Source organism: Mucilaginibacter koreensis, from assembly GCF_054783355.1.
Window position 1 is genome coordinate 1488146 of sequence record NZ_BAAGQS010000001.1, and the last position, 23444, is coordinate 1511589.

General features: G+C 44.0%; 23 protein-coding genes. 12 read left to right on the forward strand and 11 right to left on the reverse strand.

All coding sequences use genetic code 11. From position 1 onward, the window contains the following. Window positions 1-32 precede the first annotated feature (32 nt). Window positions 33-677 (forward strand): NAD(P)-dependent oxidoreductase, encoded by a 645-nt coding sequence (locus ACYVNW_RS06750; RefSeq protein ID WP_460679083.1) that lies wholly within the window; start codon window positions 33-35, stop codon window positions 675-677. 123 nt (window positions 678-800) lie between these two features. Here the strand turns inward: ACYVNW_RS06750 and prmA are convergent, their stop codons facing one another. From prmA to mce, 5 genes are all read right to left on the reverse strand, one after another. Next, complete coding sequence (prmA, locus tag ACYVNW_RS06755) at window positions 801-1637, reverse strand: 50S ribosomal protein L11 methyltransferase (RefSeq protein WP_460679084.1); 837 nt, start codon at window positions 1635-1637, stop codon at window positions 801-803. Between the two features lie 119 nt (window positions 1638-1756). Then, on the reverse strand, window positions 1757-2521 hold the full coding sequence (tpiA, locus tag ACYVNW_RS06760) for a triose-phosphate isomerase (RefSeq protein WP_460679085.1): 765 nt from the start codon (window positions 2519-2521) through the stop codon (window positions 1757-1759). Window positions 2522-2689: 168 nt separating this feature from the next. Further along, on the reverse strand, window positions 2690-3883 hold the full coding sequence (locus ACYVNW_RS06765; RefSeq protein ID WP_460679086.1) for a putative sugar nucleotidyl transferase: 1194 nt from the start codon (window positions 3881-3883) through the stop codon (window positions 2690-2692). 66 nt (window positions 3884-3949) lie between these two features. Then, window positions 3950-4195, reverse strand: a complete 246-nt coding sequence (locus tag ACYVNW_RS06770) for a type B 50S ribosomal protein L31 (protein ID WP_460679087.1) — start codon at window positions 4193-4195, stop codon at window positions 3950-3952. A 240-nt stretch (window positions 4196-4435) separates the two neighbouring features. Then, window positions 4436-4837, reverse strand: coding sequence for a methylmalonyl-CoA epimerase (gene mce, locus ACYVNW_RS06775; RefSeq protein ID WP_460679088.1), 402 nt, complete (start codon window positions 4835-4837; stop codon window positions 4436-4438). A gap of 102 nt (window positions 4838-4939) precedes the next feature. On the opposite strand from mce, the gene ACYVNW_RS06780 reads away from it, so the two are divergent. The 3 genes from ACYVNW_RS06780 to ACYVNW_RS06790 all read left to right on the forward strand — a co-directional run bounded on the left by ACYVNW_RS06780 (window position 4940) and on the right by ACYVNW_RS06790 (window position 7128). Continuing rightward, window positions 4940-6151 carry an IscS subfamily cysteine desulfurase gene (locus ACYVNW_RS06780; RefSeq protein ID WP_460679089.1) on the forward strand — a complete coding sequence of 404 codons (1212 nt, stop codon included), beginning with the start codon at window positions 4940-4942 and terminating at the stop codon, window positions 6149-6151. Between the two features lie 141 nt (window positions 6152-6292). Next, window positions 6293-6706, forward strand: a complete 414-nt coding sequence (iscU, locus tag ACYVNW_RS06785; RefSeq protein WP_460679090.1) for a Fe-S cluster assembly scaffold IscU — start codon at window positions 6293-6295, stop codon at window positions 6704-6706. A 95-nt stretch (window positions 6707-6801) separates the two neighbouring features. Then, on the forward strand, window positions 6802-7128 hold the full coding sequence (locus tag ACYVNW_RS06790; protein WP_460679091.1) for a HesB/IscA family protein: 327 nt from the start codon (window positions 6802-6804) through the stop codon (window positions 7126-7128). Window positions 7129-7213: 85 nt separating this feature from the next. Here the strand turns inward: ACYVNW_RS06790 and ACYVNW_RS06795 are convergent, their stop codons facing one another. Further along, window positions 7214-7702: an SMI1/KNR4 family protein gene (locus ACYVNW_RS06795; RefSeq protein WP_460679092.1), complete on the reverse strand. Its 489-nt coding sequence runs from the start codon at window positions 7700-7702 to the stop codon at window positions 7214-7216. 254 nt (window positions 7703-7956) lie between these two features. Here ACYVNW_RS06795 and ACYVNW_RS06800 point away from each other — a divergent pair, with 254 nt between their 5' ends. From ACYVNW_RS06800 to lysS, 3 genes are all read left to right on the forward strand, one after another. Beyond that, complete coding sequence (locus ACYVNW_RS06800) at window positions 7957-9870, forward strand: AMP-dependent synthetase/ligase (protein WP_460679093.1); 1914 nt, start codon at window positions 7957-7959, stop codon at window positions 9868-9870. 165 nt (window positions 9871-10035) lie between these two features. Beyond that, a complete protein-coding gene (locus ACYVNW_RS06805) occupies window positions 10036-12147 on the forward strand; it encodes an LruC domain-containing protein (RefSeq protein WP_460679094.1) in 2112 nt (703 codons plus the stop codon). 142 nt (window positions 12148-12289) lie between these two features. Further along, entirely contained in the window at window positions 12290-14017 is a 1728-nt protein-coding gene (gene lysS / locus ACYVNW_RS06810; protein WP_460679095.1) for a lysine--tRNA ligase, read from the forward strand. 41 nt (window positions 14018-14058) lie between these two features. On the opposite strand, the gene ACYVNW_RS06815 is transcribed toward lysS, so the two are convergent. Continuing rightward, entirely contained in the window at window positions 14059-14259 is a 201-nt protein-coding gene (locus ACYVNW_RS06815) for a hypothetical protein (protein ID WP_460679096.1), read from the reverse strand. 141 nt (window positions 14260-14400) lie between these two features. Between ACYVNW_RS06815 and ACYVNW_RS06820 the strand changes: the two genes are divergently transcribed. Continuing rightward, window positions 14401-14607: a hypothetical protein gene (locus ACYVNW_RS06820; protein WP_460679097.1), complete on the forward strand. Its 207-nt coding sequence runs from the start codon at window positions 14401-14403 to the stop codon at window positions 14605-14607. Window positions 14608-14664: 57 nt separating this feature from the next. On the opposite strand, the gene ACYVNW_RS06825 is transcribed toward ACYVNW_RS06820, so the two are convergent. After that, complete coding sequence (locus tag ACYVNW_RS06825) at window positions 14665-15210, reverse strand: DUF2892 domain-containing protein (protein ID WP_460679098.1); 546 nt, start codon at window positions 15208-15210, stop codon at window positions 14665-14667. A 75-nt stretch (window positions 15211-15285) separates the two neighbouring features. On the opposite strand from ACYVNW_RS06825, the gene ung reads away from it, so the two are divergent. Further along, window positions 15286-15963 carry a uracil-DNA glycosylase gene (ung, locus tag ACYVNW_RS06830; RefSeq protein WP_460679099.1) on the forward strand — a complete coding sequence of 226 codons (678 nt, stop codon included), beginning with the start codon at window positions 15286-15288 and terminating at the stop codon, window positions 15961-15963. Between the two features lie 145 nt (window positions 15964-16108). Here ung and ACYVNW_RS06835 read toward each other — a convergent pair whose 3' ends face one another. After that, complete coding sequence (locus ACYVNW_RS06835) at window positions 16109-16579, reverse strand: Lrp/AsnC family transcriptional regulator (protein WP_460679100.1); 471 nt, start codon at window positions 16577-16579, stop codon at window positions 16109-16111. A gap of 237 nt (window positions 16580-16816) precedes the next feature. Between ACYVNW_RS06835 and ACYVNW_RS06840 the strand changes: the two genes are divergently transcribed. After that, on the forward strand, window positions 16817-18700 hold the full coding sequence (locus ACYVNW_RS06840; protein ID WP_460679101.1) for an Nramp family divalent metal transporter: 1884 nt from the start codon (window positions 16817-16819) through the stop codon (window positions 18698-18700). Window positions 18701-18726: 26 nt separating this feature from the next. Further along, the gene (smpB, locus tag ACYVNW_RS06845; protein ID WP_460679102.1) at window positions 18727-19179 is read left to right on the forward strand and encodes an SsrA-binding protein SmpB; all 453 of its coding nucleotides are present in this window, start codon (window positions 18727-18729) and stop codon (window positions 19177-19179) included. Window positions 19180-19775: 596 nt separating this feature from the next. On the opposite strand, the gene ACYVNW_RS06850 is transcribed toward smpB, so the two are convergent. Further along, window positions 19776-20432 carry a protein-L-isoaspartate(D-aspartate) O-methyltransferase gene (locus ACYVNW_RS06850; protein WP_460679103.1) on the reverse strand — a complete coding sequence of 219 codons (657 nt, stop codon included), beginning with the start codon at window positions 20430-20432 and terminating at the stop codon, window positions 19776-19778. A gap of 183 nt (window positions 20433-20615) precedes the next feature. Here ACYVNW_RS06850 and ACYVNW_RS06855 point away from each other — a divergent pair, with 183 nt between their 5' ends. Continuing rightward, entirely contained in the window at window positions 20616-20951 is a 336-nt protein-coding gene (locus ACYVNW_RS06855) for a hypothetical protein (protein ID WP_460679104.1), read from the forward strand. Here the strand turns inward: ACYVNW_RS06855 and priA are convergent. Continuing rightward, a complete protein-coding gene (priA, locus tag ACYVNW_RS06860; protein ID WP_460679105.1) occupies window positions 20948-23437 on the reverse strand; it encodes a replication restart helicase PriA in 2490 nt (829 codons plus the stop codon). The genes ACYVNW_RS06855 and priA overlap by 4 nt on opposite strands. Window positions 23438-23444 lie beyond the last annotated feature (7 nt).

Below are 23444 nucleotides of genomic sequence, written 5' to 3' on the forward strand. Positions count from 1 at the left end.
ACTGTAATATTTAATCTTACAATTTAAACATTATGAAAATTGCAATTGTTGGCGCTACCGGCCTTGTAGGTACACGTGTAGTAAACGAAGCTTTAAACCGCGGCTACGAAGTTTTAGCCCTGGCGCGCAAACCGGAAGCTTTAGCAATTAACCACGAAAAGCTGCAAACTCAGGCTGTTGACGCTTTTGATATTGATGCTTTGACTGCTGCCCTGCAGGGCGCTGATGCGGTGGTGAGTACATTTAATGCAGGCTGGACCAACCCCAACCTGTACCAGGATTTCATTAAAGGATCTGAAGCTATACAGCAAGCCACCAAACAAGCCGGTGTAAAGCGCTTACTGGTGGTAGGCGGTGCCGGAAGCCTGGAAATTGAACCGGGCAAACAACTGGTAGATTCGCCTGAATTTCCGGCCGAATGGAAAAGTGGAGCTACTGCCGCCCGTGATTACCTCAATACTTTAAAGCAGGAACAAGAATTGGACTGGACTTTCTTGAGCCCGGCTATTAATCTGCACCCCGGCGAGCGCACAGGCAAATTCAGGTTAGGCACTGATAACCCAGTGTTTGATGAAAATGGTAAATGCGATATCTCGGTAGAAGATTTAGCTGTAGCTATTGTAGATGAACTGGAAAGTAATACTTATGTAAAGCGTCGCTTTACAGTAGGCTATTAAAAAACTGTCATTCTGAGCGATAGCGAAGGACTTGTATATTTGTTAATCTATGTACAGGTCTTCGCTATCGCTCAGAATGACAGTTTTAAATTGTTATCTTAATTCTTGTCTCTTGACGCTCTCCTACTTCACAAACTTAGCCGCCACCCAGTCTTTCATTTTTTTATGGGTGATATATTTTAAGCCGTATTTGCGGGCTTCATCGGTGATTATTTCCAAATCGGGTGTCTCATAAAACCCACTGAAATAGATTTCGCCACCTTCTTTCAACGCTTCGTTATATCGCTCCATCTGGTCGAGCAGAATATTGCGGTTAATGTTGGCCAGGATGATATCATATTGCTCATTGGGTATGGCTTCCTTTGAGCCGCATAAAGCAGTAATATTGTTTACCTGGTTGAGTAAGGCATTTTCTATCGTGCTATCGTAACAAACCTGGTCATAATCGATAGCTACTATCCGGCCAGCTTTTAACTTGGCGGCCAGTATGGCTAAAATTCCAGTACCGCAACCCATATCGAGTACTTCTTTACCGGCAAAGTCATTCTCCAACATCAGCGCCATCATCATGGCGGTGGTTTGGTGATGCCCGGTACCAAAAGCCATTTTAGGGTCAATCACAATTTCATACGGAAAAGCAGGTTTGGCTTCATGAAAGGTAGCCCTTACCCATACCTGATCACCAATTTGTATCGGCTCAAAGTTACTTTCCCATACCTCGTTCCAATTTTTTTGCGGAATTAGGTTCACTTCATACGAAAAAGTAAACTGCTCATGGTAAGATTTTAAAGTTTCTTCAACAGCAGCCTGGTTAAATACATCCGCCGGCACATAGGCCTTAAAACCTAAATCGGTTTCTTCAAATGTATCGAAGCCTAAAGCGGCCAGCTCATTGATGAGTAAATCGCGCTGGTAATCTTCGGGGGTGATGAGGGTGAAGAGAAGTTCGTAATAATTCATATTTAAAATAAAAACGTCATTGCGAGGAACGAAGCAATCTTTATACACCTTTATTTAAACTTGGTGCAGATAGATTGCTTCGTTCCTCGCAATGACGTGTAGTTAGTAAGTGTAGCTAATTAATTAAACACCTTCACAATATCCAAAAAGTCGCGCGACTTTAAAGAGGCGCCGCCAATCAGGCCGCCGTCAATATCGGGTTGGGCAAACAGTTCGGGGGCATTTTTAGGGTTGCAGCTGCCACCGTATAGTATGGTGGTGTTATCAGCTACTTCCTGGTTGTATTGCTCGGCAACTTCGTTACGGATAAAGGCGTGAATTTCCTGCGCCTGCTCGGCAGTAGCGGTTTTGCCGGTACCAATGGCCCAAACTGGCTCGTAAGCCAAAACCACCTGGCTAAATTGTGCTTCGTCTAAATGAAAAACGCCTTCGGCCAATTGCTTTTTGATCACATCGAAGAAAGTATCATTTTCGCGCTCTTCCAACGTTTCGCCGATACAGAAAATAGGCTTTAAACCATTTTTCAAAGCTACATCAGTTTTTTGAGCCAGCAATTCGTTGTTCTCGCCAAAATACTGGCGGCGCTCTGAGTGGCCTAAGATGACGTAAGCGGCACCTGTTGATTTCACCATTTTGGCAGAAATCTCACCAGTATAAGCGCCGGCTTCTGCCTGGTGGCAATTTTGTGCACCAATAGCCAGTTTATCGGCCCCTTTAGCCAATTGCACTAAGCTGTACAGGTGAATAAACGGACTGCAAACCACGGCTTGCTGGTTGCCGGTTACTTCGTCTTTTACCATATTGGCAATTTCAGAAAACAGGGCTAAACCTTCGTTATAGTCCATGTTCATTTTCCAGTTGCCGGCTACTATTTTTTTTCTCATAATGTATTGTTTTAGTGTGTTGATTACAATTTGTACTTCCTTATTGTCCTTTCAATTGTAAGGAGAAATCTTCTTTATAAGACTAACTTATAGTAGACTTACCGCTCGAAGAGGATTTCTCCTTACAGTCGAAATGACAAGTGGAGATGTTTTATATTGAGTGTAATATTATATAAAATATTCCTCTCTGTATTGCTCCGTTAAATTAAATATGTCTGTAATGAGTTGCCGCTCCACTTCATCTACGGTGATACCTTTACGCTCGTATACCCGTGCTGCGGTTTCGAGCATTTTGTTCAGGGTATAAGTTTCAAAGCCCTCAGCCCCGCCCCAGGCAAAATCGGGTATAAAATTTTGCGGGTAGCCTGCACCAAACACATTGGCACTTACGCCCACCACCGTACCTGTATTAAACATGGTGTTGATACCGCATTTGGCATGGTCGGCCATTACCAAGCCGCAAAATTGCAGGCCGGTTTTGCGGAAGCGCTTTTGCGCATAGCTCCAAAGCTTTACTTCGGCGTAATTGTTTTTTAAGTTCGAGTTATTACTATCCGCACCAAAATTACACCACTGCCCTACTACCGAGTTGCCTAAGTAGCCTTCGTGCCCTTTGGATGAATTACCCCAGATGACAGCGTTATTAATTTCGCCCCCCACCCGGCAATGCGGCCCGATGGTGGTACCGCCGTAAATCTTCGTGCCCATTTTTACCTGCGAGTTTTCGCACAAAGCAAATGAGCCTCGGATATGCGCTCCCTCCCAAACCTCGGTGTTTGCAGCCAGGTAAACAGGGCCTGTTTTGGTATTAAAGGTTGAGCATTCGGCCTCGGCACCTTCTTCAGCAAAAAACTGATCGCCGATGATGACGTTGGTGCTGCTGATAGCGGCACTGCTGCGGCCCTGGGTAAGCAGTTTAAAATCGCTCCGCAGTTCTACCGGGTTCAACCTGAAAATATCTTCGGGGTTGCGTATGCAGGTGATATCGTGCTGGTACTGAACTGTATCTTCGGATATGTGCTGCGGATTGAAGTATGGCATTTGCTGTGCCGATAGCTTAACCGCAATCAGCAAATCGCCTTTTACCAGTGCCTGCCCACCACCGTTTAATGCTAAAATGGCATCCACCAGTCGCTCATCGGGACAAACCGAACCATTGATGAGCAGGTTGCGCTCCTCAATTACCAGCGGAAACTTAGTTTGCAGATATGGCTGGGTGTAATAAGAATAAGCTAACTGAAAGCGTTTGGCCCATTTTTCGGCGATGGTAAGAACGCCCATACGCAGGTTGGCAACTGGGCGGGTAAACGTTAACGGAAGTAAAGACAGATGCGCGTTATCATCAAATAAGATAATTGCCATTGCGCAAAAATAAAAAAAGTCCCGGCTGCTGGAGCGGGACTTTCGAATATTTTAAACGGTAACCGATTATTTTTTGTAACGGTTACGGAATTTATCAATACGGCCGGCAGTATCTACCAGTTTCATCTTACCAGTATAGAACGGGTGAGAAGTGTGAGAAATTTCTAATTTCACTAAAGGATACTCGTTACCATCTTCCCATTTGGTAGTCTCGCGGGTATCAATGCATGATTTGGTCAGGAAAGCATAGTCGTTTGACATGTCTTTGAAAACCACTAATCTATAATTTGAAGGATGCAGGTCTTTTTTCATCGTCTTAATTACTTTTCTTTCAAAAGTGGTGCAAATATAAGGGAATAATTCAAAAGTAAAAAGTCAAAAGTAAAAAAAGTATTTATGTCTTTATATAGAGGTGAAGCGCGTTGCCGGTATGTCCGCTGCGTTAGTGCTGCGCGCAACACATGCAGCACCCGCAGCAGTGTCACTATGGTGACACTGCCAATTAAGTACAGATTAGCTGTTCTGTGATATTTAATTTATTACCTCACAAATTTAATTGATATCTTGGCATAACTCTATCAATACCCCATTGGCACTTTTAGGGTGCACAAAGCACACCAGTTTATTATCGGCACCCGGCTTTGGTTCTTCGTTTAGCAAAACAAAACCTTGCTGCTTCAGGCGCTGCATTTCAGCGCGGATATCATCCACCTCAAAGGCGATATGATGTATACCCTCTCCTTTTCTCGCTATAAATTTGGCAATGGCACTATCGTCACTCAGCGCTTCCAGCAATTCAATTTTGTTCGGGCCGGTTTGCAGGAAAGCCGTGTTTACATTTTCGCTCTCCACCAATTCGGTTTTATAAATGCCGGTATTCAGCAGTTGCTCATACACTGCGCCTGCCGATTGAATGCTGTTGACCGCAATACCGATATGCTCAATTTTCTTCATGCCCAAATATTGCAAATTAATGACTGCCTTAAGCTATAATACCTGCCTTTTAACTATATTTACAATAATTCTTGCGTATCTTTGTACTGTTAATTATTGACTATGAACATCCCTGTATATTTAGATAACAATGCAACCACACCTATGGATCCACGGGTGCTGGAAGCAATGATTCCCTATTTTACCCAAAAATTTGGTAACGCGGCAAGCCGTAATCACCATTTTGGTTGGTTAGCTGAAGAAGCTGTTGATTATGCCCGCGAGCAGGTAGCAAAACTGATTGGTGCTAACGAGAAAGAAATCATCTTTACCTCTGGCGCAACCGAGTCGGATAACCTGGCCATCAAAGGCGTATTTGAGATGTATAAGGATAAAGGTAACCACGTTATTACTGCCGTTACCGAGCATAAAGCTGTTTTAGATACCTGCAAGCATATTGAAAAACTGGGTGCCCGTGTTACTTACCTGCCTGTGCAGGAAGACGGTTTGGTAAACCTGGAGCAACTGGAAGCCGCCATGACACCAGAAACCATCCTGGTTTCTATCATGTATGGTAACAACGAGATTGGCGTTATTCAGCCGGTTAAAGAAATTGCAGCCATTGCCCACAAGCACGGTGCCCTGTTCATGACCGATGCCACCCAGGCAGTAGGTAAAATTCCGGTAGATGTTAATGCTGATGGTATTGACCTGCTGGCCCTTTCTGCTCACAAAATGTATGGTCCTAAAGGTGTAGGTGCATTATATGTTCGCCGTAAAAACCCACGGGTTAAAGTTACTGCCCAGATGGACGGTGGCGGCCACGAGCGCGGCATGCGTTCAGGTACCTTAAACGTACCGGGCATTGTAGGATTGGGTAAAGCTTGCGAAATTTCTTACAACGAAATGGCTGAAGAAGCAGTACGCCTTTCTGCCCTGCGCGATAAGCTGCAAGCCGAGCTGACCCAACTGGAAGAAAGCTATGTAAACGGTAATGTAGAACACCGCTTACCGCATGTAGCCAACATCTCTTTTAAATACGTAGAAGGTGAAGGTTTAATGATGGCCATGAAGGATTTGGCGGTATCATCAGGTTCGGCCTGTACTTCAGCTTCATTAGAGCCATCTTATGTGTTGAAGAGTTTAGGCTTGTCTGATGACTTAGCTCACTCTTCTATCCGTTTCGGTTTAGGCCGTTTCACCACCGAAGAGGAAGTGGATTACGCCATTGAAATTACCCGCAAGGCCGTTACTCACCTGCGCGAACTTTCACCACTGTGGGAAATGTTCAAAGAAGGTATCGACCTGAACTCTATTGAGTGGGCAGAACACTAAATACCGGATGTGCAGATGCGTGACTATGCGAATGTGCAAATGATGAATTGGAATAAAAATTGAGCGATAAATTGACAAGTCGGCAACAGTTTTTGACTTTTTAATTTTGACCTTTAACTTAACAACTAAATACTTAAAGCTATGGCTTATTCAGATAAAGTAATTGACCATTACACCAACCCGCGCAACGTGGGTACATTAGATAAAAGCAGCACCATGGTAGGTACCGGCTTAGTAGGTGCACCTGAGTGCGGCGACGTAATGCGCCTGCAAATTCAGGTAGATGAGAACAATGTAATTACCGACGCGAAGTTTAAAACTTTCGGTTGCGGTTCGGCCATTGCTTCATCATCACTGGCTACCGAGTGGCTGAAAGGCAAAAGCATTGACGATGCCATGAAAATTGACAACATGGACATTGTAGAAGAGCTGGCTTTACCTCCGGTAAAAATTCACTGCTCTGTACTGGCCGAAGATGCCATCAAAGCCGCCATTAACGATTACCGCGTTAAAAACGGCCTGGAAGCCATCGAACTGGAAAAAACACATCATTAATAAATAGAATCAAGAGATAAGAACCAAGAGTCAAGACATTATAGTGTTTATTTTTGGTCTTGGTTCTTGTCTCTTGGTTCTTGACTCTAATAAAAATGGTTACCGTAACGGATAAAGCAAAAGATAAAATTGACCACCTGATGCAGGATGCAGGGCTGGACGCTTCTTATTTTTTAAGGGTGTCCGTTCAGGGTGGCGGTTGTTCAGGGTTATCATATAACTTGGATTTCGACAACGAAGAAAAGAAAGGCGATCAATTTTTCGAGGATAAAGGCGTACGTATGGCTTTGGATATGAAATCATTTTTATACCTGGCCGGTACCGAGCTTGATTTCTCTGATGGGTTGAACGGTAAAGGTTTCAACTTCCATAACCCTAACGCCAGCCGCACCTGCGGCTGCGGCGAAAGCTTTTCGGTATAAATTATATTATTTATATAAAAAAAAGGGCATCTACAATGCCCTTTTTTTTATATAGAATCTTTGCTTTTAATTAGCTGTAGAAAACTTAATAAGGTGATTCTCCCCTAAGCATGCGCGATACCCTTTCATTTATAACTTGAGACAAAGTAAAATTCAATTTTTTAATCCAAGGATTTCCATCGCGGTTCTCATATAACTCGGCCACATGAATCACAGGGTCCTCCTGATTCTCGTCTAAATACACAAATTGAAATTGCTCACCACCATCAAGTACCTCAAATATGTAAAAGGGCCGGGGAATGCTGCAGTAATACTCATATTCCGGATCAATCATTAATGCTCTTACATGCTCCTGCATTTCCTGCTGTGTTTCATTCAATCCGGTATCTACCACATAACAATACTGACCTGCTAAGTACAATAGCTCGCGCAAAGCAGCAGGAAAGTTCTTTCCTCCATTATATTGCTGCTCCAATTGTTCAACTTGCTCTAAAGTAAGTGGCTCAAGAGTAAGGGCAGAATTTTTAGGGCTTGCCCGGTGATTGTTCAGCTGTGTTTGATAATTTATGGTCATGGTTAATCAATTAAGAGGACTAAAGAGCAAATAATGAATACAATATAGAAATGTAATATCACTTAAAGGGAAAGATAGAATCTACTTTCTAAACAAACAGCCATTTTAAATCCATCAAAATATCGAAAGCTATTTACAGCATATGCTAAACAGTTTTTTAACAAAACCTGTTTAGCTAATACTCCGATATCGATACCCTTTGTTTTTATTAACAATTACTTTAAGTTTGTTCAATAAACCCGATTAAAACCTAGATGAACCCGGTTAAATCCCATTTTACGGTACCTGACCTGATACGCAATACGGTAGCAACACTTCATCCCGACAGCCATACTTTTATGACACATAAGGTAGGCGCCAATTGGGTAGATATTTCCTACCGCGAGACTTTAGACAAGGCGGATGCCATCTCGGCATGGTTGCTGGATATGGGTATTCAAAAAGGCGACCGGTTAGGTTTGCTGATTGAAAACGGCCCCGATTATATTTATTTTGACCAGGCCATACAGCAAATCGGCGCGGTAAATGCCTCTATTTACCCCACCCTTACTGAATCAGAAACCGAATATATCATCAACGATTCGGGTATGAAGGCCATTTTGGTGGGCAACCCCTTCCTATTGCGAAAAGTGTTGAAGGTGGCTAACAATTGCCCTACATTGCTGCGTATCATCCCTGCTTTTGATGATTACGCCAAATACACCGAGAAGGTAAGCCTCAACGCCGGTATACTCAGCTTTGCTAAACTCATAGCCGAGGGCAAAGCCGTAGTGGAACAATACCGCCAGGCCATAGATATTGCCCGCGAGGCCGTATTACCATCCGATTTGTCCTGCCTTATTTATACATCGGGTACCACAGGTATTCCCAAAGGCGTAATGCTGACACACAGCAACTTTGTATTAACCGTTCAGGAAGGATTGAACCAGATACCGAACGTGGAGCCAACGGATACCTTTTTGTCTTTTCTGCCGCTATCACACGTATTTGAAAGAGCAGCAACCTATTACATTTGTACCGGTGCCGGTTGCCGTATTGCTTTTTCGCAAAGTTTAGAATTGCTGGCCAAAAACATGGCCGAAATTAAGCCGACTATCATGAACTGCGTACCCCGCTTACTCGAGCGCATACATGACAAGGCCATTAAAAGCGGCACCTCGGCAGGTGGTATTAAAACCAAAATATTTTTGTGGGCTTTCCGTATCGGCGAGAAACACCGTAAAGTGCTGGAAGCCGGTAAGAAGCCGGGCTTTATACTGAGCCAACAGCATAAAATTGCCGAAAAACTGGTATTCAGCAAAATCAAGGAAAAAACGGGCGGACAAATAAAATTCCTCATTTCGGGCGGCGGTGCACTCCCTAAGCAGGTAGGCGAATTTTTTGGCAACCTGGGCATCCGCATTTTAGAGGGCTTTGGCTTAACCGAAACTACCGGCCCGATGGCCGTAACTGAGTTTGACCGCCAAGTATACGGTACCGCCGGCCGCATTATGCCGGGCACAGAGGTAGCAATACAAAACATTGATACCCGCCGTATCTATACCATTCAAAGCCACGAGTCGTTCAACCCTGATTATCAATCGGAAGAAGGTGAAATCCTGATCCGCGGCATATCGGTAATGAAAGGTTACTGGAATAAGCCCGAGGAAACTAAGGCCGCTATTGATACCGACGGCTGGTTCCATACCGGTGATATCGGGCGCTTCTTTAAGGGCAACATCCAGATTACCGACCGTTTGAAGAACATGCTGGTGAATGCTTACGGCAAAAACATTTACCCTACCCCGGTAGAAAACGCCTACCTGAAGAGCCCCAAAATTGAAGGTGTGTTTTTAGTAGGTGATAAACGGGAGTATGTAACCGCCATTATTATTCCTTCGCGTGATCTGTTGCAGGAGACATTCCATTTAAAGGATGATTTCTTCAATCAACCCAACCAATTTATTGACAACAAAGAAATTACAGATTGGATCAATCAGGACATCCGCAAATTATCCAACGAGTTGGCCAAATTTGAGCGCATCAAAAACTTTGTAATCAAACGCAATCCGTTCAGTATGGAGGAGGGCGAAATTACCGTAACCATGAAAGCCAAGCGTAAAGTGATTGAAAAGAAATACGCACAGGTTATTGATGAGATGTACTTACAGGAAGCAGAAGCTGATTAGTACTATTCAACGCAAACTTTGAGGGGCTAAAATATAAATACTTTATCCCCTTTTTTATTCATGAGCTTTTTTTGAAAACCAATTCATCCGTTTTGTCGTAAAACGATGAAAAGTATAAAAGCAAGTCCCTATAAAGGGTTTACACTTCACATTTAATTTTACGACATGAATAAATTTTTTACCTGCGCATTGCTGTCCGGCATCGTTGCCTTTTCATCGTGCCGAAAAAGCCTCTACACCAACAAAGATGATGGTACGGCCCCCGGCCAAAACACATCAAAAGCTGCTCCTGATGGCTTTAACTACAAAACCTCAAAGGATGTAAGCTTAAATCTCACGTTGCTTACCAATCAAAACACCGCATTACCGGGCGTAGTGGTAAGTGTTTACCTGCCTAACAGCAACGCTCCGATTTACAAAGGAGTAACCAACAGTGCTGGTTTACTACAGGGTACGGTTACCGTTCCATCATCAGTAACCAGCCTCATCATTGATCCGGCCTATGTGGGCTTGATGCGTAATGCACAGGGTGTTATTTCATCCGGCAACAGTATTACAGCCACTATTGGCGGTGCAAACAGTTTCAGCGGTGATATACAGGCTGAAAACATTGCAACTTCCGCACCCGGCGGTGGTGGTAGCACGCTGACTACCCTCGCTGTATCTTCTGCAGGTATTACCTTTGCATATCCTAGTCCTTATAATAGTTCATCTGATGCCAATTTAAATACCTCAACTTATCCGCTCAAGTTAGGCCGGCCTGCATACCTTGAGCCAAATCCGGATGTGATTAGCAGTGGTTTGTTATCTTATGTAAACGCCTCCCTACCCGAAGGCAAACCGCTGACCACCACACACCCCGACTACCTGAAAACCAGCGCTACTTCCGATATCAATGTAACCGCCACTTCTGATGTATGGATTACCTATGTATCAGAAGGTGCCGGCAACATGAATTCGCTGGCCTATTTCACTTACCCCACCGGCAATCCGCCAACCGATGTGAGCAACATCAGCAGAGCGACCATTATTTTTGCTAATGCTTCAGGCTACGGCTCCGGCGGCGGTTTGAAATCCGGCGACAAGGTAAAGTTAGGCCGCTTTAATGCAGGCACGTCCATCGGCTTCGTCCTGATTCAGAACGCCTGGACAGGCAGTGGTATCACAGTATCAAATACCAAATATTACTCTGATTATCTGTTAAATCCGGAAACCAATGTAAACTCGAAAAAGCATACCGTTACCTTGTATGATGATGTGCATAAGCTGTTCCTGATTGGCTTTGAGGATTTGAACCGCCAGGGAACGTCTGATGATGACTTTAATGATTTGGTGATTTACGCCAGCGCCAACCCGGTTACGGCCATCTCTACTGGTGGCGTGCCCGAAATTGACAAAGGTGGCGATGCCGATGGCGATACTGTTCCTGATGAGTTGGATGCCTTCCCGAATGACGCGTCACGCGCTTACGTAAGCTACTACCCTTCGCAAACCGGCTATGCTACTATTGCTTTTGAAGATAACTGGCCCTTTAAAGGCGATTATGATTTAAATGACCTGGTGGTAAATTATCGCTATACTTTTACCAGCAACTATAAAAACCAGGTGGTTGATGTTACCGGCGAATTTGCCCCGGTGGCATCAGGCGCTACTTACCGCAACGGCTTCGGCGTTCAGCTGCCGGTATTGGCCAGCGAGGTACAATCGGTATCCGGTCAGCAAAACAATATCAGCAACTACATTACTTTTGCAGGTAACGGTGTAGAAGCCGGCCAGAGCAAAGCGGTAATCATTCCGTTTGATAACAGCGAAGCGCTGATTAAAAATTCTGATAATTCATCATTTGTAAATACAACCAACAGCAAGAGCAAAGTATTGGGCGCTGCTGCTACCATTAAGGTCACTTTCAACTCGCCTATTGATGCGGCCAGATTACTCGTATCCAGTTTCAACCCCTTCCTGATCAGCAACTTGCGCCGCGAGTATGAGGTACACTTGCCAGGATATGCCCCAACTGATAAGGTCAATATGAAACTGTTCGGCACTGCTGACGATGCTTCAGCACCTGCAAGCGGTAAGTATTATATCTCATCAGCCAACTGGCCCTGGGCGTTAAACTTTACTACGCAATTTAGTTACCCCATTGAGGGAGAAGCCATCAATGCTGCTTACCTGCATTTCTCAGACTGGGCATCATCAGGCGGTACCAACTACCCTGATTGGTACAGCAATACAAGCCCCGGCTTTGTTGACCTGACAAAAATTTTCACGAAGTAAACAATGTTTAAAACAGAAAGCCGCTTTCAACAAAAGCGGCTTTCTGTTTTAAGTACCATGCCTGATGGCTGTTTGCAATTAACACTGCCTAACATCACCGAAAAAACGCTATTTTTGCGCCTTAAATTCAGCATAACTAACTATGAGTATTGCAGCCTTGTCTGAACAGGAAATTATTCGTCGCGAGTCATTACAACAGCTTCGTGCATTGGGCATTAACCCCTATCCTGCCGAAGCTTACCAGGTAACCGCCTTCGCGAAGGATATTAAAGATAATTTCAATAATAACCCTGAAGCTTACAAAGAAGTAACCCTTGCCGGCCGTATCATGATACGCCGCATCATGGGCAATGCTTCGTTCGCCGAACTTCAGGACTCTACTGGCCGTATTCAGGTTTATATCAAACGTGACGAGATTGCCCCTGGTGACGATAAAACCCTTTATAATACTGTCTTTAAAAAGCTTTTAGACATTGGCGATTATATTGGTGTAAAAGGGTACGTTTTCCTTACTCAAACCGGTGAAATTTCGGTACATGCACAAGAATTAGTATTACTTTCAAAATCTTTAAAACCACTTCCTATAGTAAGAAGAGATGATGACGGCAATATTTATGATAGCTTTACCGACCCCGAGTTGCGTTACCGCCAGCGTTATGTGGATTTAACGGTCAATCCAGATTATAAGCAGATCTTCATCAACCGCTCAAAAGTAATCAGCGCCATGCGTAACTACTTCAATGCACAGGGCTGGATGGAGGTGGAAACGCCTATTCTGCAAGCGGTGCACGGCGGCGCGGCGGCGCGTCCGTTCAATACGCATCACAATACCTTGGATATGCCTTTGTTCCTTCGTATTGCCAATGAGTTGTATTTAAAGCGACTGATTGTGGCTGGTTTTGACGGCGTGTATGAGTTTGGCAAAATGTTTCGTAACGAGGGTATGGACCGTACCCATAACCCGGAATTTACCGGCATGGAAATCTATGTAGCCTATAAAGATTATATCTGGATGATGGCCATGGTAGAGGAGTGCCTGGAAATAGTAGCCAAGGCCGTACATGGCACTGCAACAGTTAAAGTTGGCGAGCATGAAATTAACTTTGCCGGCCCTTACGAAAAGCTGTCGATGTATGAGTCTATCGAGAAATACACCGGTATTGATGTATCGGCGATGGACGAAGCAGCCCTACGCCAAACCTGCCGCGATTTAGCCATTGAGGTAGATGCCAGCATGGGTAAAGGCAAACTGATTGACGAGATATTCAGCGCCAAAGTAGAGGCCAATCTGATACAACCTACTTATATTACCGACTACCCTATTGAAATGACGCCGCTGGCCAAAAAGCACCGCAGCAAAGAGGGCTTGGTAGAGCGTTTCGAGCTGTTTGTAAACGGTAAAGAAATCGCCAACGCCTATTCGGAGCTGAACGACCCTATTGACCAGCGCGAACGCTTAGAAGATCAATTATTATTAGCCGGCCGCGGCGATGAGGAAGCCATGGCGATGGATGAGGACTTTTTACGTGCCCTGGAGTACGGTATGCCGCCCACATCGGGCCTTGGTATAGGCATTGACCGTTTGGTAATGCTGATGACCAACCAAAGCACCATCCAGGAAGTATTATTCTTCCCGCAAATGCGCCCTGAAAAGAAGGCTAAAGTAATAACTATCGACGATTTCGTAAACATCGGCGTTCCTGCTGAGTGGGTACCTGTAATTAATAAAATGGGTTTTAATACGCCTGATGAGTTAAAAGCTGCTAACCCGAACAAAGTATTTAATGATTTGGGCGGTATGCGTAAAAAACTTAAATTGAATGATTTGGCAATGCCAACTAAAGAGGAAGTGATGGCTTGGTTTGCGTAAGCTGACAACCTGTCTTTTCATTCTGAGCAAAAGCGAAGAACCTATAGGTTAACACACATCTTATAGGCTCTTCGCTTTTCGTTTATATCGCTACCACTGTCACCCTGAGGTACTCGAAGGGTAGATGTAGAGCCATTCATAGCAGCAGCCTGTGCACCCCATGTTTCGAGTGCCTCAGCATGACAGGTGTTGGTTTGCATGCAGAGCTGGCTCAGTACAGATGCTTTCTTATCAATCAGCATGACAACGGTGATTTCCTTCACAGTATTGTTGCTAATAATTCAAATTCCCTTTTCACGAAATAAATCTTAACAGAAACTTAATTTCTTTATAACTTCACCTTCACACATTTCGCATAGCTTTATAAAAACACGTATAAGACTATGTATTCAGCTCTTGAAATTACCGACAAAGAGTTCTTGATAAAACTTGACCGCAGCAAATTCAATATCAATTTGATTCGTACGCTGCTGAAAATTGTGGAGGTGTCTAACCCATCAGATGTTGAAGAACGCATTGACCACCGGATGGAATTGAACAAAAGCAACTCACTGGAACCGGACTACTTCGGCAACCTGGAAGAAAAATAGCCTGTTTGCTTTGAGCAAACAGGCTATCCTTATATTCTTCAGTAAGCAGGCTTTTAATCAATAACCCCTGAAACCGCGTTGAACTTGCTTGTCCATTTGGTTCAATTGGCCCTTCATCTGCTTAATCTGGTCGGCCAGTAATTTATTTTTATCTTCTTTGCTGGCTTCTGACAGGTACATCTGAGCTTCGCGCTTATTACGCTTGGCCATTGAGATACCGGCTAAACTCAACTTAGCCAGGGCTGTGTTGTGAGACATGCCCATACCCAATGTCAGAGCTTTCTTAAAGTATTTCTCTGATTTCAGTGGCGCCTTACGCGATTCAATTAATCCTAACAATAAGTTGTAATAACCGTGCTGCTTGCGGTGCAGTTGCTTTTCATAATCAGTCACTTTTAACAACCAGCTTTCGGCCTCATCAGCTTTTTCCTTGCGCAAAAAGTACTGGGCAATAATCATGTTTTCGTTGAAAAAGAAACTCAGCAACACCAAGCCACCAATCAGCAGCACCGGTATACCCCAGCCCCAGTGGCCGAAAACAGTTAGTGCCACAGCAGCGCCCATAATTACACAGGCAATAACTAAACGAACAATATTTGACATCTATTTGTATTTATCCAATTGATATGCAAATATCCGTTTATTTGCACGCTTAAGCAACGAGTAATATAAAATATTATGGCAGTAGATTTGGAACCATCCTGGCTTGAAGTTTTGCACGAAGAGTTTGATAAACCTTACATGGTTAAGCTTCGCGAATTTTTGAAACAGGAAAAAGAAGCGGGCGTTAAAGTATATCCTAAAGGCAGCGATATTTTTAATGCTTTTAACAAAACTCCGTTCAGCAACTTAAAAGCAGTCATTTTAGGGCAAGACCCTTACCATGGTGCCAATCAGGCCATTGGCTTATCTTTCGCTGTTAACAAAGGTGTTACTGTTCCGCCTTCATTAAAAAACATTTATAAAGAATTGCAAACTGATATTCCGGGCTTTACAATTCCCGCACATGGCGATTTAACCGAATGGGCAGAACAGGGCGTAATGCTACTGAATGCTACCCTCACAGTGCAGGCCGGCAAGCCGGGCTCGCATCAGAAAAAAGGCTGGGAAATATTCACTGATACGGTGATCAAAAAAATATCTGAAGAAAAAGAAGGTATTGTTTTCTTGCTCTGGGGCAAATTTGCCCAGGCGAAAGAGGAATTAATTGATACCACCAAACACCATGTACTAAAGGCTGCCCACCCCTCTCCTTACTCGGCCGATAACGGTTTCTTCGGCTGCCACCACTTCTCGAAAACCAATGCCATTTTAGAGCAGGAAGGCAAGCAGCCCATTGACTGGCAGATACATTAAGAAAAGAGAGTTAAGAATTAAGAGCCAAGAATCAAGTTTTTGGGACAAATAAAAAGAGAAAGGACAAAAGATAAAGGAAATTGTAACCTTTGTCTTTTGTCCTTTCTCTTTGTTCAAAAGCCTATCTTGATTCTTGATTCTATCATCAGTATTCCAGCGGCACAATCGGCTCCTTTTTGCTGGTGGACATGATCATCATGGTTTGGAAAGTTTTCACCACCGAAATACGGCTGATTTTTTCCATAATGAGCTGTTCGTACGATTTGATATCACGCACATATACTTTTAACAGGAAGTCGCACTGCCCGGTTACGTGGTGGCACTCGGTTACTTCTTTAATATGCTGTATCTCGTTTAAAAACGTTTGTATGGTATTGCTCTTATGAAAATCGAGTGATACCTGGATGAAAGTTTTAATGCCTAAGCCCAGTTTTTCTTCATCAACCAAGGCATGATAACTTTTGATATAAGCTGCATTTTCCAGCTTCCGAACCCGCTCGAGTGTAGGTGCAGGCGACAACCCAATTTCATTAGAAAGCTGTAAATTGGTTATGCGGCCGTTTTCCTGAAGTATCTTTAAAATCTGAAGGTCTATCTTATCGAGTTCATTCGCCATAGCTCAAAATTAGAACAAATATTTAAAACCGAAATATAATTTTATTCAGGGAATATTTCACCGAAACAAATTTTAATTATAAAACTCTGTTGAATGGCACCTTAGTATAAATTCTGGATGTAATAAATTAAGTTTCATCATTTATCGAATATCCGAATATATTAAATTAGGCAATCCTAATTTATATTTATATATTGTCCATCAACTAAAATACATCTTACTTGTTAAGCTTGATAAATGAACACACTTCATGGCGAATCTTTAGGCGACGTACACAGCTCTGTAAATACCGAAAATAAATCCGGCTGGCGAAAGGCACTGGCTTTTATTGGCCCGGCCTACCTCATCAGCGTTGGCTACATGGACCCGGGTAACTGGGCTACTGATTTAGCCGCAGGCAGTCAGTTTGGCTACCGTCTTATTTGGGTGCTGCTGCTCTCTAACCTCATCGCCTTACTGCTGCAGAACTTAAGTTCGAGGTTAGGTATTGTAAGAGGGGTAGATTTAGCCCAGGCTTCCAAAAAAGCGTACCCGCGTTTTGTTAATTTCTGTCTCTTTATTTTAGCTCAAACCGCCATTATTGCCTGTGACTTAGCCGAGGTAATCGGTATGGCCATTGGTTTGCAACTGCTGTTTCATTTACCTTTAATTGCGGGCGTGCTCATTAGTTTAACCGATACGCTGCTGCTGCTGTTTTTGATGAACAAAGGCATGCGCAAACTCGAAGGCTTTATTGTATCGCTGATATTCATCATCGGATTATCGTTTCTCACTGAGATGTTTATTGTAAAGCCGGTTTTTCATGATGTAATCAAAGGCTTTGTGCCGCATACGCTTTCTAACAGCGCGCTTTACATTGCCATTGGCATTATAGGTGCAACGGTAATGCCGCATAATTTATACCTGCATTCATCGCTGGTACAAACCCGCAAAATCAGTCGTACAGATGAGGGGATTAAGGATGCACTTCGATTTAATTTATGGGATACTACCATAGCGCTTAACCTGGCTTTTTTTGTGAATGCTGCTATTTTGATATTAGCTGCATCAGCATTTTTTAACCGGGGCTTTATCCATGTGGCCGAGATAAAAGATGCACATAAATTGCTAAACAACCTGTTCGGCAGTATGGCCCCGGCTTTGTTTGCCATTGCTTTGATAGCCGCCGGGCAAAGCTCAACGGTAACGGGTACCTTAGCCGGGCAAATTATTATGGAGGGCCACATTAACCTCCGCATTACGCCCTGGCTGCGCCGCTTAATTACCCGCCTGCTGGCTATTGTACCTGCTATATTTACGGTAGTATATTCGGGCGAAGAAGGATTAAACAATTTATTGGTATTGAGCCAGGTAATACTCAGTTTGCAATTGGGCTTTGCGGTAATACCGCTGGTGATATTTACGTCAGACAAACGACGAATGGGCAATTTCGCTATCAGCAAACCTACCCAATTGCTTGCCTGGTTCTTCGCCATCCTGATTGTTGGCCTTAACGCCCGCCTGGTGATTGAACAAATTGGGGAATGGAGTAAAGCGGGCATATCATTAACCATTATTCATTGGGTAATTGTTCCTGTAGCTATCGGACTGGCTTTACTGCTGCTGTATGTTATGCTTCAGCCTCTGCTGGCCAAGCATAAAGAAGATGCCGTGTTTATTCCGCATGGCATTGCCCGCACCATTGATAACCTGAACCCGATTACCTACAGTCATATTGGCATCACCATTGATTTTTCTAAAAACGACCAGGATACGTTACGCCACGCCCTTACACAAGGCGGTAAAGAGGCGCTTTATACTTTAATCCACGTAGTTGAAACTGCCGGCGCCCGCTATCATGGTACAGAAACTATGGATCAGGAAACGCAAAGCGACGCTAATAACCTGGATAAATATGTGCAGATTGTAAATGGCATGGGCTATAAGGCTGAAGCCAAAATAGGTTACGGTAATACCTCTGATGCCATAGCAGGCATTGTAAAAAAAGAGCGTATTCAGTTTTTGGTGATGGGTTCACACGGGCACAAAGTATTGAAGGATTTAATATTTGGTACTACGGTAAATTCGGTACGGCACAAAGTAAATATCCCGGTGTTGATAGTTAAGCCGCAAATGCGCTAAATTTGCCTTTCTTTACCTTTTGAAAAATGAGTGATCAAAACGTTTACATCAAAAATAAAAAAGCCTACTTTGAGTATCATGTGCTTGATAAATACACGGCAGGCATCAAGCTGTTAGGTACCGAAATTAAATCCATACGTGAAGGTAAAGCGAACATTAATGATGCTTTTTGCACCTTTATTGATGAAATTTTATACGTACGCAATCTGCACATTGCCGAGTACTCACACGGCTCGTTTTACAACCACGAAGCCAAACGCGACCGCGCCTTGCTACTGCAGAAGAAAGAGCTAAAAAAATTAAAAACCCGCACCCAGGAAAAAGGCCTCACCATTATTCCACTGGCCATCTTCATCAGCGACCGAGGCTTTGCCAAACTCGAAATTGGCCTGGCCCAAGGCAAAAAAGCCTTCGACAAACGCGAAACTATGAAGGAGAGGGATGTGAAAGTGGAGATGGATAGGGCAATGAAGAGATAGTTTTTGGTAGTGCTTTATGTTCGTTGATGTTCTTTTGTCTTGATACAAAAGAACCAAAAAATCAAGTACAGCCCCGTAAGGCTTTTTTGCCGCCGAGGCCTGCCCTGCAAAGGCAAGCAGCACCACAGGCTGTTTAGTGTTTGCGTATGAACAGACGGTGCTTTAATGAGTGGTAGTGCAAACACTAAAAGGCCTTTCCCCTACGCTCAGGGCCATCATGTGCTGCCAGCATTTCGCCCAAAGCTGGAGGGGCTGACGGGGAAAGGAGAATCAAGAGCCAAGAAACAGAATTTGAGAATGAACAGAATGCTTAACATCCCCCGCGTCATTGCGAGGAACGGGCGCCATCTCTATACGTCAAGTAAAGGCACTGAGCAGAGAGATTGCTTCGTTCCTCGCAATGACGTGCTTAAACAAAATACCTCTCTACCCAGGCGCGGTGGGCTGGCAGAAACCGCCCGGGCCATGCGGTGGCCTTGCGCGGGGAAGGATTGTTTCTGCCTTGATTTTTTGTTACTTTTTGATCAAGCAAAAAGTAAACTGCCAATCAGCACAGCACAAACTCAAAACAAGCCATAGCCGCACTAAAACACAAACTACCAGGCTTTATCCCCTACCAAAGGCACAAACCTGAAGGTATCAAATATCACCCGCTCGTAGTCGTTTTCGGCAACCTTGAGTACAGTTACCATTTTTTGTTCCTGCTCGTTCCCTACCGGAATAACCAGTATACCGCCAATGGTTAACTGCTTTAATAATAAATCGGGTACTGTTGGCGCACCGGCAGTCACAATAATTTTATCGTAGGGGGCATGCTCGGCAATACCTCTTGAACCATCACCTAAAAAAAACCGGGGATGATAGCCCATATGGGGCAACACCTGGGTAGTGCGCTCATAAAGGCTTTGCTGGCGCTCAATGGTATATACAGTGGCACCCAACTCTAATAATATACAAGTTTGATAACCCGACCCTGTACCTATTTCCAGTACTTTGTCGCCGCGTTTAATATGCAGTAATTGCGTTTGGTAGGCTACCGTATAAGGCTGTGATATAGTTTGGCCGGCACCAATGGGGAAAGCAATGTCCTTGTAAGCCTGTGCCCAAAAGGTTTCATCAAAAAAGAAATGGCGTGGCACTTTACCTATGGCTTTAAGTACCTGCTCATCTTCAATACCCTTCTTTTTCAATACATCAACCAGCCGTTTGCGGGCACCTTTTTCACGGTAATTATCTATAAACTTATATGCCATTGCCGTAACAAAATTAGCTAAATTAATTAGCCTTAAAGTATCATGAGCGCATTAATCTGCCCAATAATGCTTAATTCATTGAAACTTAATCTGATGAATTTATTTTGACTTCAAAGCCAAACAAAATGTTCAAATCGCAGGTAGTGTAGCATAGTAACCTCTCTGATCGTAGTAAGGTGTAATATGTCTTCCATCAAAAATCTCTTTTGGCTTAAAATGGGCGTAATCATCTGGATAATATCCGGTACGCTAATATTTGGCTGCAAGAGAACCCGCCACCCACTGGAAGCAGATGCTACCTTGCAATATAGCGGCAGCGTAGCTGCGGATGGATGCGACTGGCTGATAAAAACCACAAATGGTGCTACTTATCATGCCGACAATCTCAGCAACGATTTTAAAACCAACAGCCTGAAAGTACATATCAAATACACGCTGCTGAACACTAAATTTCAATGCGGTTTGTCTCCGGATAATGCTTACCCGGTAATTCATATCGAAGAAATCAAACGGAATTAATACGGGTCTACATCTGGTTGTACCAAACTACCTTTGCTCAATTTGGTGGTTTGATATTGCAGTATGACCTCACGGATAATGGTTTTCACTTTTGCCAGCGAAACCCCTTCACGCTCGAACTTGAGCATTACAGATTTAATGTAAAAACTACGTATGCGGCTGATGAGCGGAAACTCCGGACCTACCACCCGGTCGCCAAAATGCTTGCGCAGTTCCCCAGCTATATAATCGGCCTGCAAGGTAAGCTGATCAGGGTCGCGGTGCTTGATATCAAATTGTATAATGCGATAAAACGGCGGGTATTTAAACGTTTTACGCTCTTCTATTTCGGTAAAGTATAAATCCTTATAATCATTAGCGATTACCTGCTGAATTACCCGGTGCTCAGGGTTATACGTTTGGATAACCACCTTCCCCTGCTTACCCCGGCGCCCGGCCCGGCCGCTCACCTGGGCCAGCATTTGAAAGCTGCGCTCGTTTGCACGATAATCCGGATATTTGAGTAAGCTATCGGCATTGATGATACCAATTACCGTAACATCAGAAAAATCTAATCCTTTAGCTACCATTTGCGTACCTACCAATATATCTATACGCTTTTCTTCCAGTTCATTTAAAATAGTTTGGTAGGCGTTACGTGCACGGGTGGTATCCAAATCCATACGGGCAATGCGCACTTTGGGCAGCAGTATGCTTAACTCATCCTCAATTTTTTCTGTACCGAAGCCTTTGTATTCCAGGTGGGTTGAACCGCAAGCCGGGCAAATGTTCAGCGTGTCCTCTTTGTAGCCGCAGTAGTGGCAGTGCAATTTGCGGCTGCTTTTATGGTAAGTTAAACTTACATCGCAATTGATACAGCGCGGGGTAAAAGCACATATTTTGCAAATTAATACCGGTGCATAGCCCCGGCGGTTCTGAAACAGGATGACCTGCTCTTTATGCTCAACAGCCTTCTGCATATCTTCCATCAGTACGCCTGTAAAGTGCGACTGCATGGTTTTGCGCTTGGTTTCTTCGGTGATGCTTACCACCTCAATTTGCGGCAGACTTACGCCACCAAAGCGTTCCGTCATTTCGGCAAAACCATATTTATGGGTACGGGCATTGTAGTAAGATTCGATAGATGGCGTAGCCGAACCTAATAATACTTTAGCCCCGAACCGGCTGGCTAAATAGATAGCAGCATCGCGGGCGTTATAGCGGGGGGCAGGGTCAAATTGCTTGTAAGAGGTTTCATGCTCCTCATCAATAATAATTAAACCAATATTATCAAAAGGCAAAAACACAGCCGAGCGTGCGCCCAGTACCACTTTGTATTCGTGATTAAGTATTTTATGCCATACTTCTACCCGCTCATTATCATTAAACCGCGAATGATAAATACCAATATCATTACCGAAAAACTTACGCAGGCGCTCAATGACATGCGTGGTCAAGGCAATTTCGGGCAGCAAGTATAATACCTGTTTACCGGATTGTATCACCTCCTCCACCAGCCGGATATAAACTTGCGTTTTACCCGATGAAGTAACACCGTGCAATAACACTACATCCTTCTCCTCAAACTGCTGCCTGATGGAGTCAACCGCAGCCTGTTGCGATTCATTCAACTCAAAAGTAGCAGGGGTTTGCTGCTGCTCGTAGTACAAGCGGCTTACGTTTTTATCCTCTGCAAAAAATATTTCTTTGTCGGTTAAGGCTTTAATTACCTGACTATTTACATCCGCTGCTTCGGCCAAGTCATTTTTTGAAACCATGTGCTGCTCACGGCTCAGCTTGATAAAGGCCAGCACGGCATCCGCCTGCTTTGGCGCCCGCTTCTCAAGAATGGCAAACAGTTCACGCAGCTTTTCCTGATCCTGATAAACAGGGTTGAGTGTAAGATAGGTACGTTTACGAGGCTTGTACTTCTCGTTAACTTCTTCAGATATATTGACAATATTTTTTTCGAACAGGCCTTTCAATAAAGGCATCACGGTTTTCTGCCCCAGCAACTTCACAATATCGCTTACCGAAAGCTCAGGCTGAATATCGAGTGCATCTACAATCAGGTATTCCTTGTCGTGCAGTATGGCGCGGTCAAATTCAATATCGCGGTTCAACATAATGCGGGTTTCGCTGGCCAGCTTTAGTGCAGCAGGCAGCGCAGCATTCATTACTTCGCCGGTATTGCACAAATAATAATCGGCCATCCATTGCCAAAATTGCAGTTGCTGCGGGGTAACTACGGGCTGGTCATCCAAAATCTCCATCAGGTATTTGGCTTCATAGCGTTCCGGGGCCCTGTCGGTAACTGCGGCTACAATTGCAGTATACAACTTACTCTTACCAAACTGCACCACCACGCGCTTACCTACTGCAATGGCGCTGTTAAGCTCATAAGGCACACGGTAAGTATAATTCTTTGCTATCGCGAGAGGTAAAATCACCTCAGCAAACAGCGTTAAACGATCGGTATGGTGGGTATCAGTAAATTCGAGTGTCATGTTATAA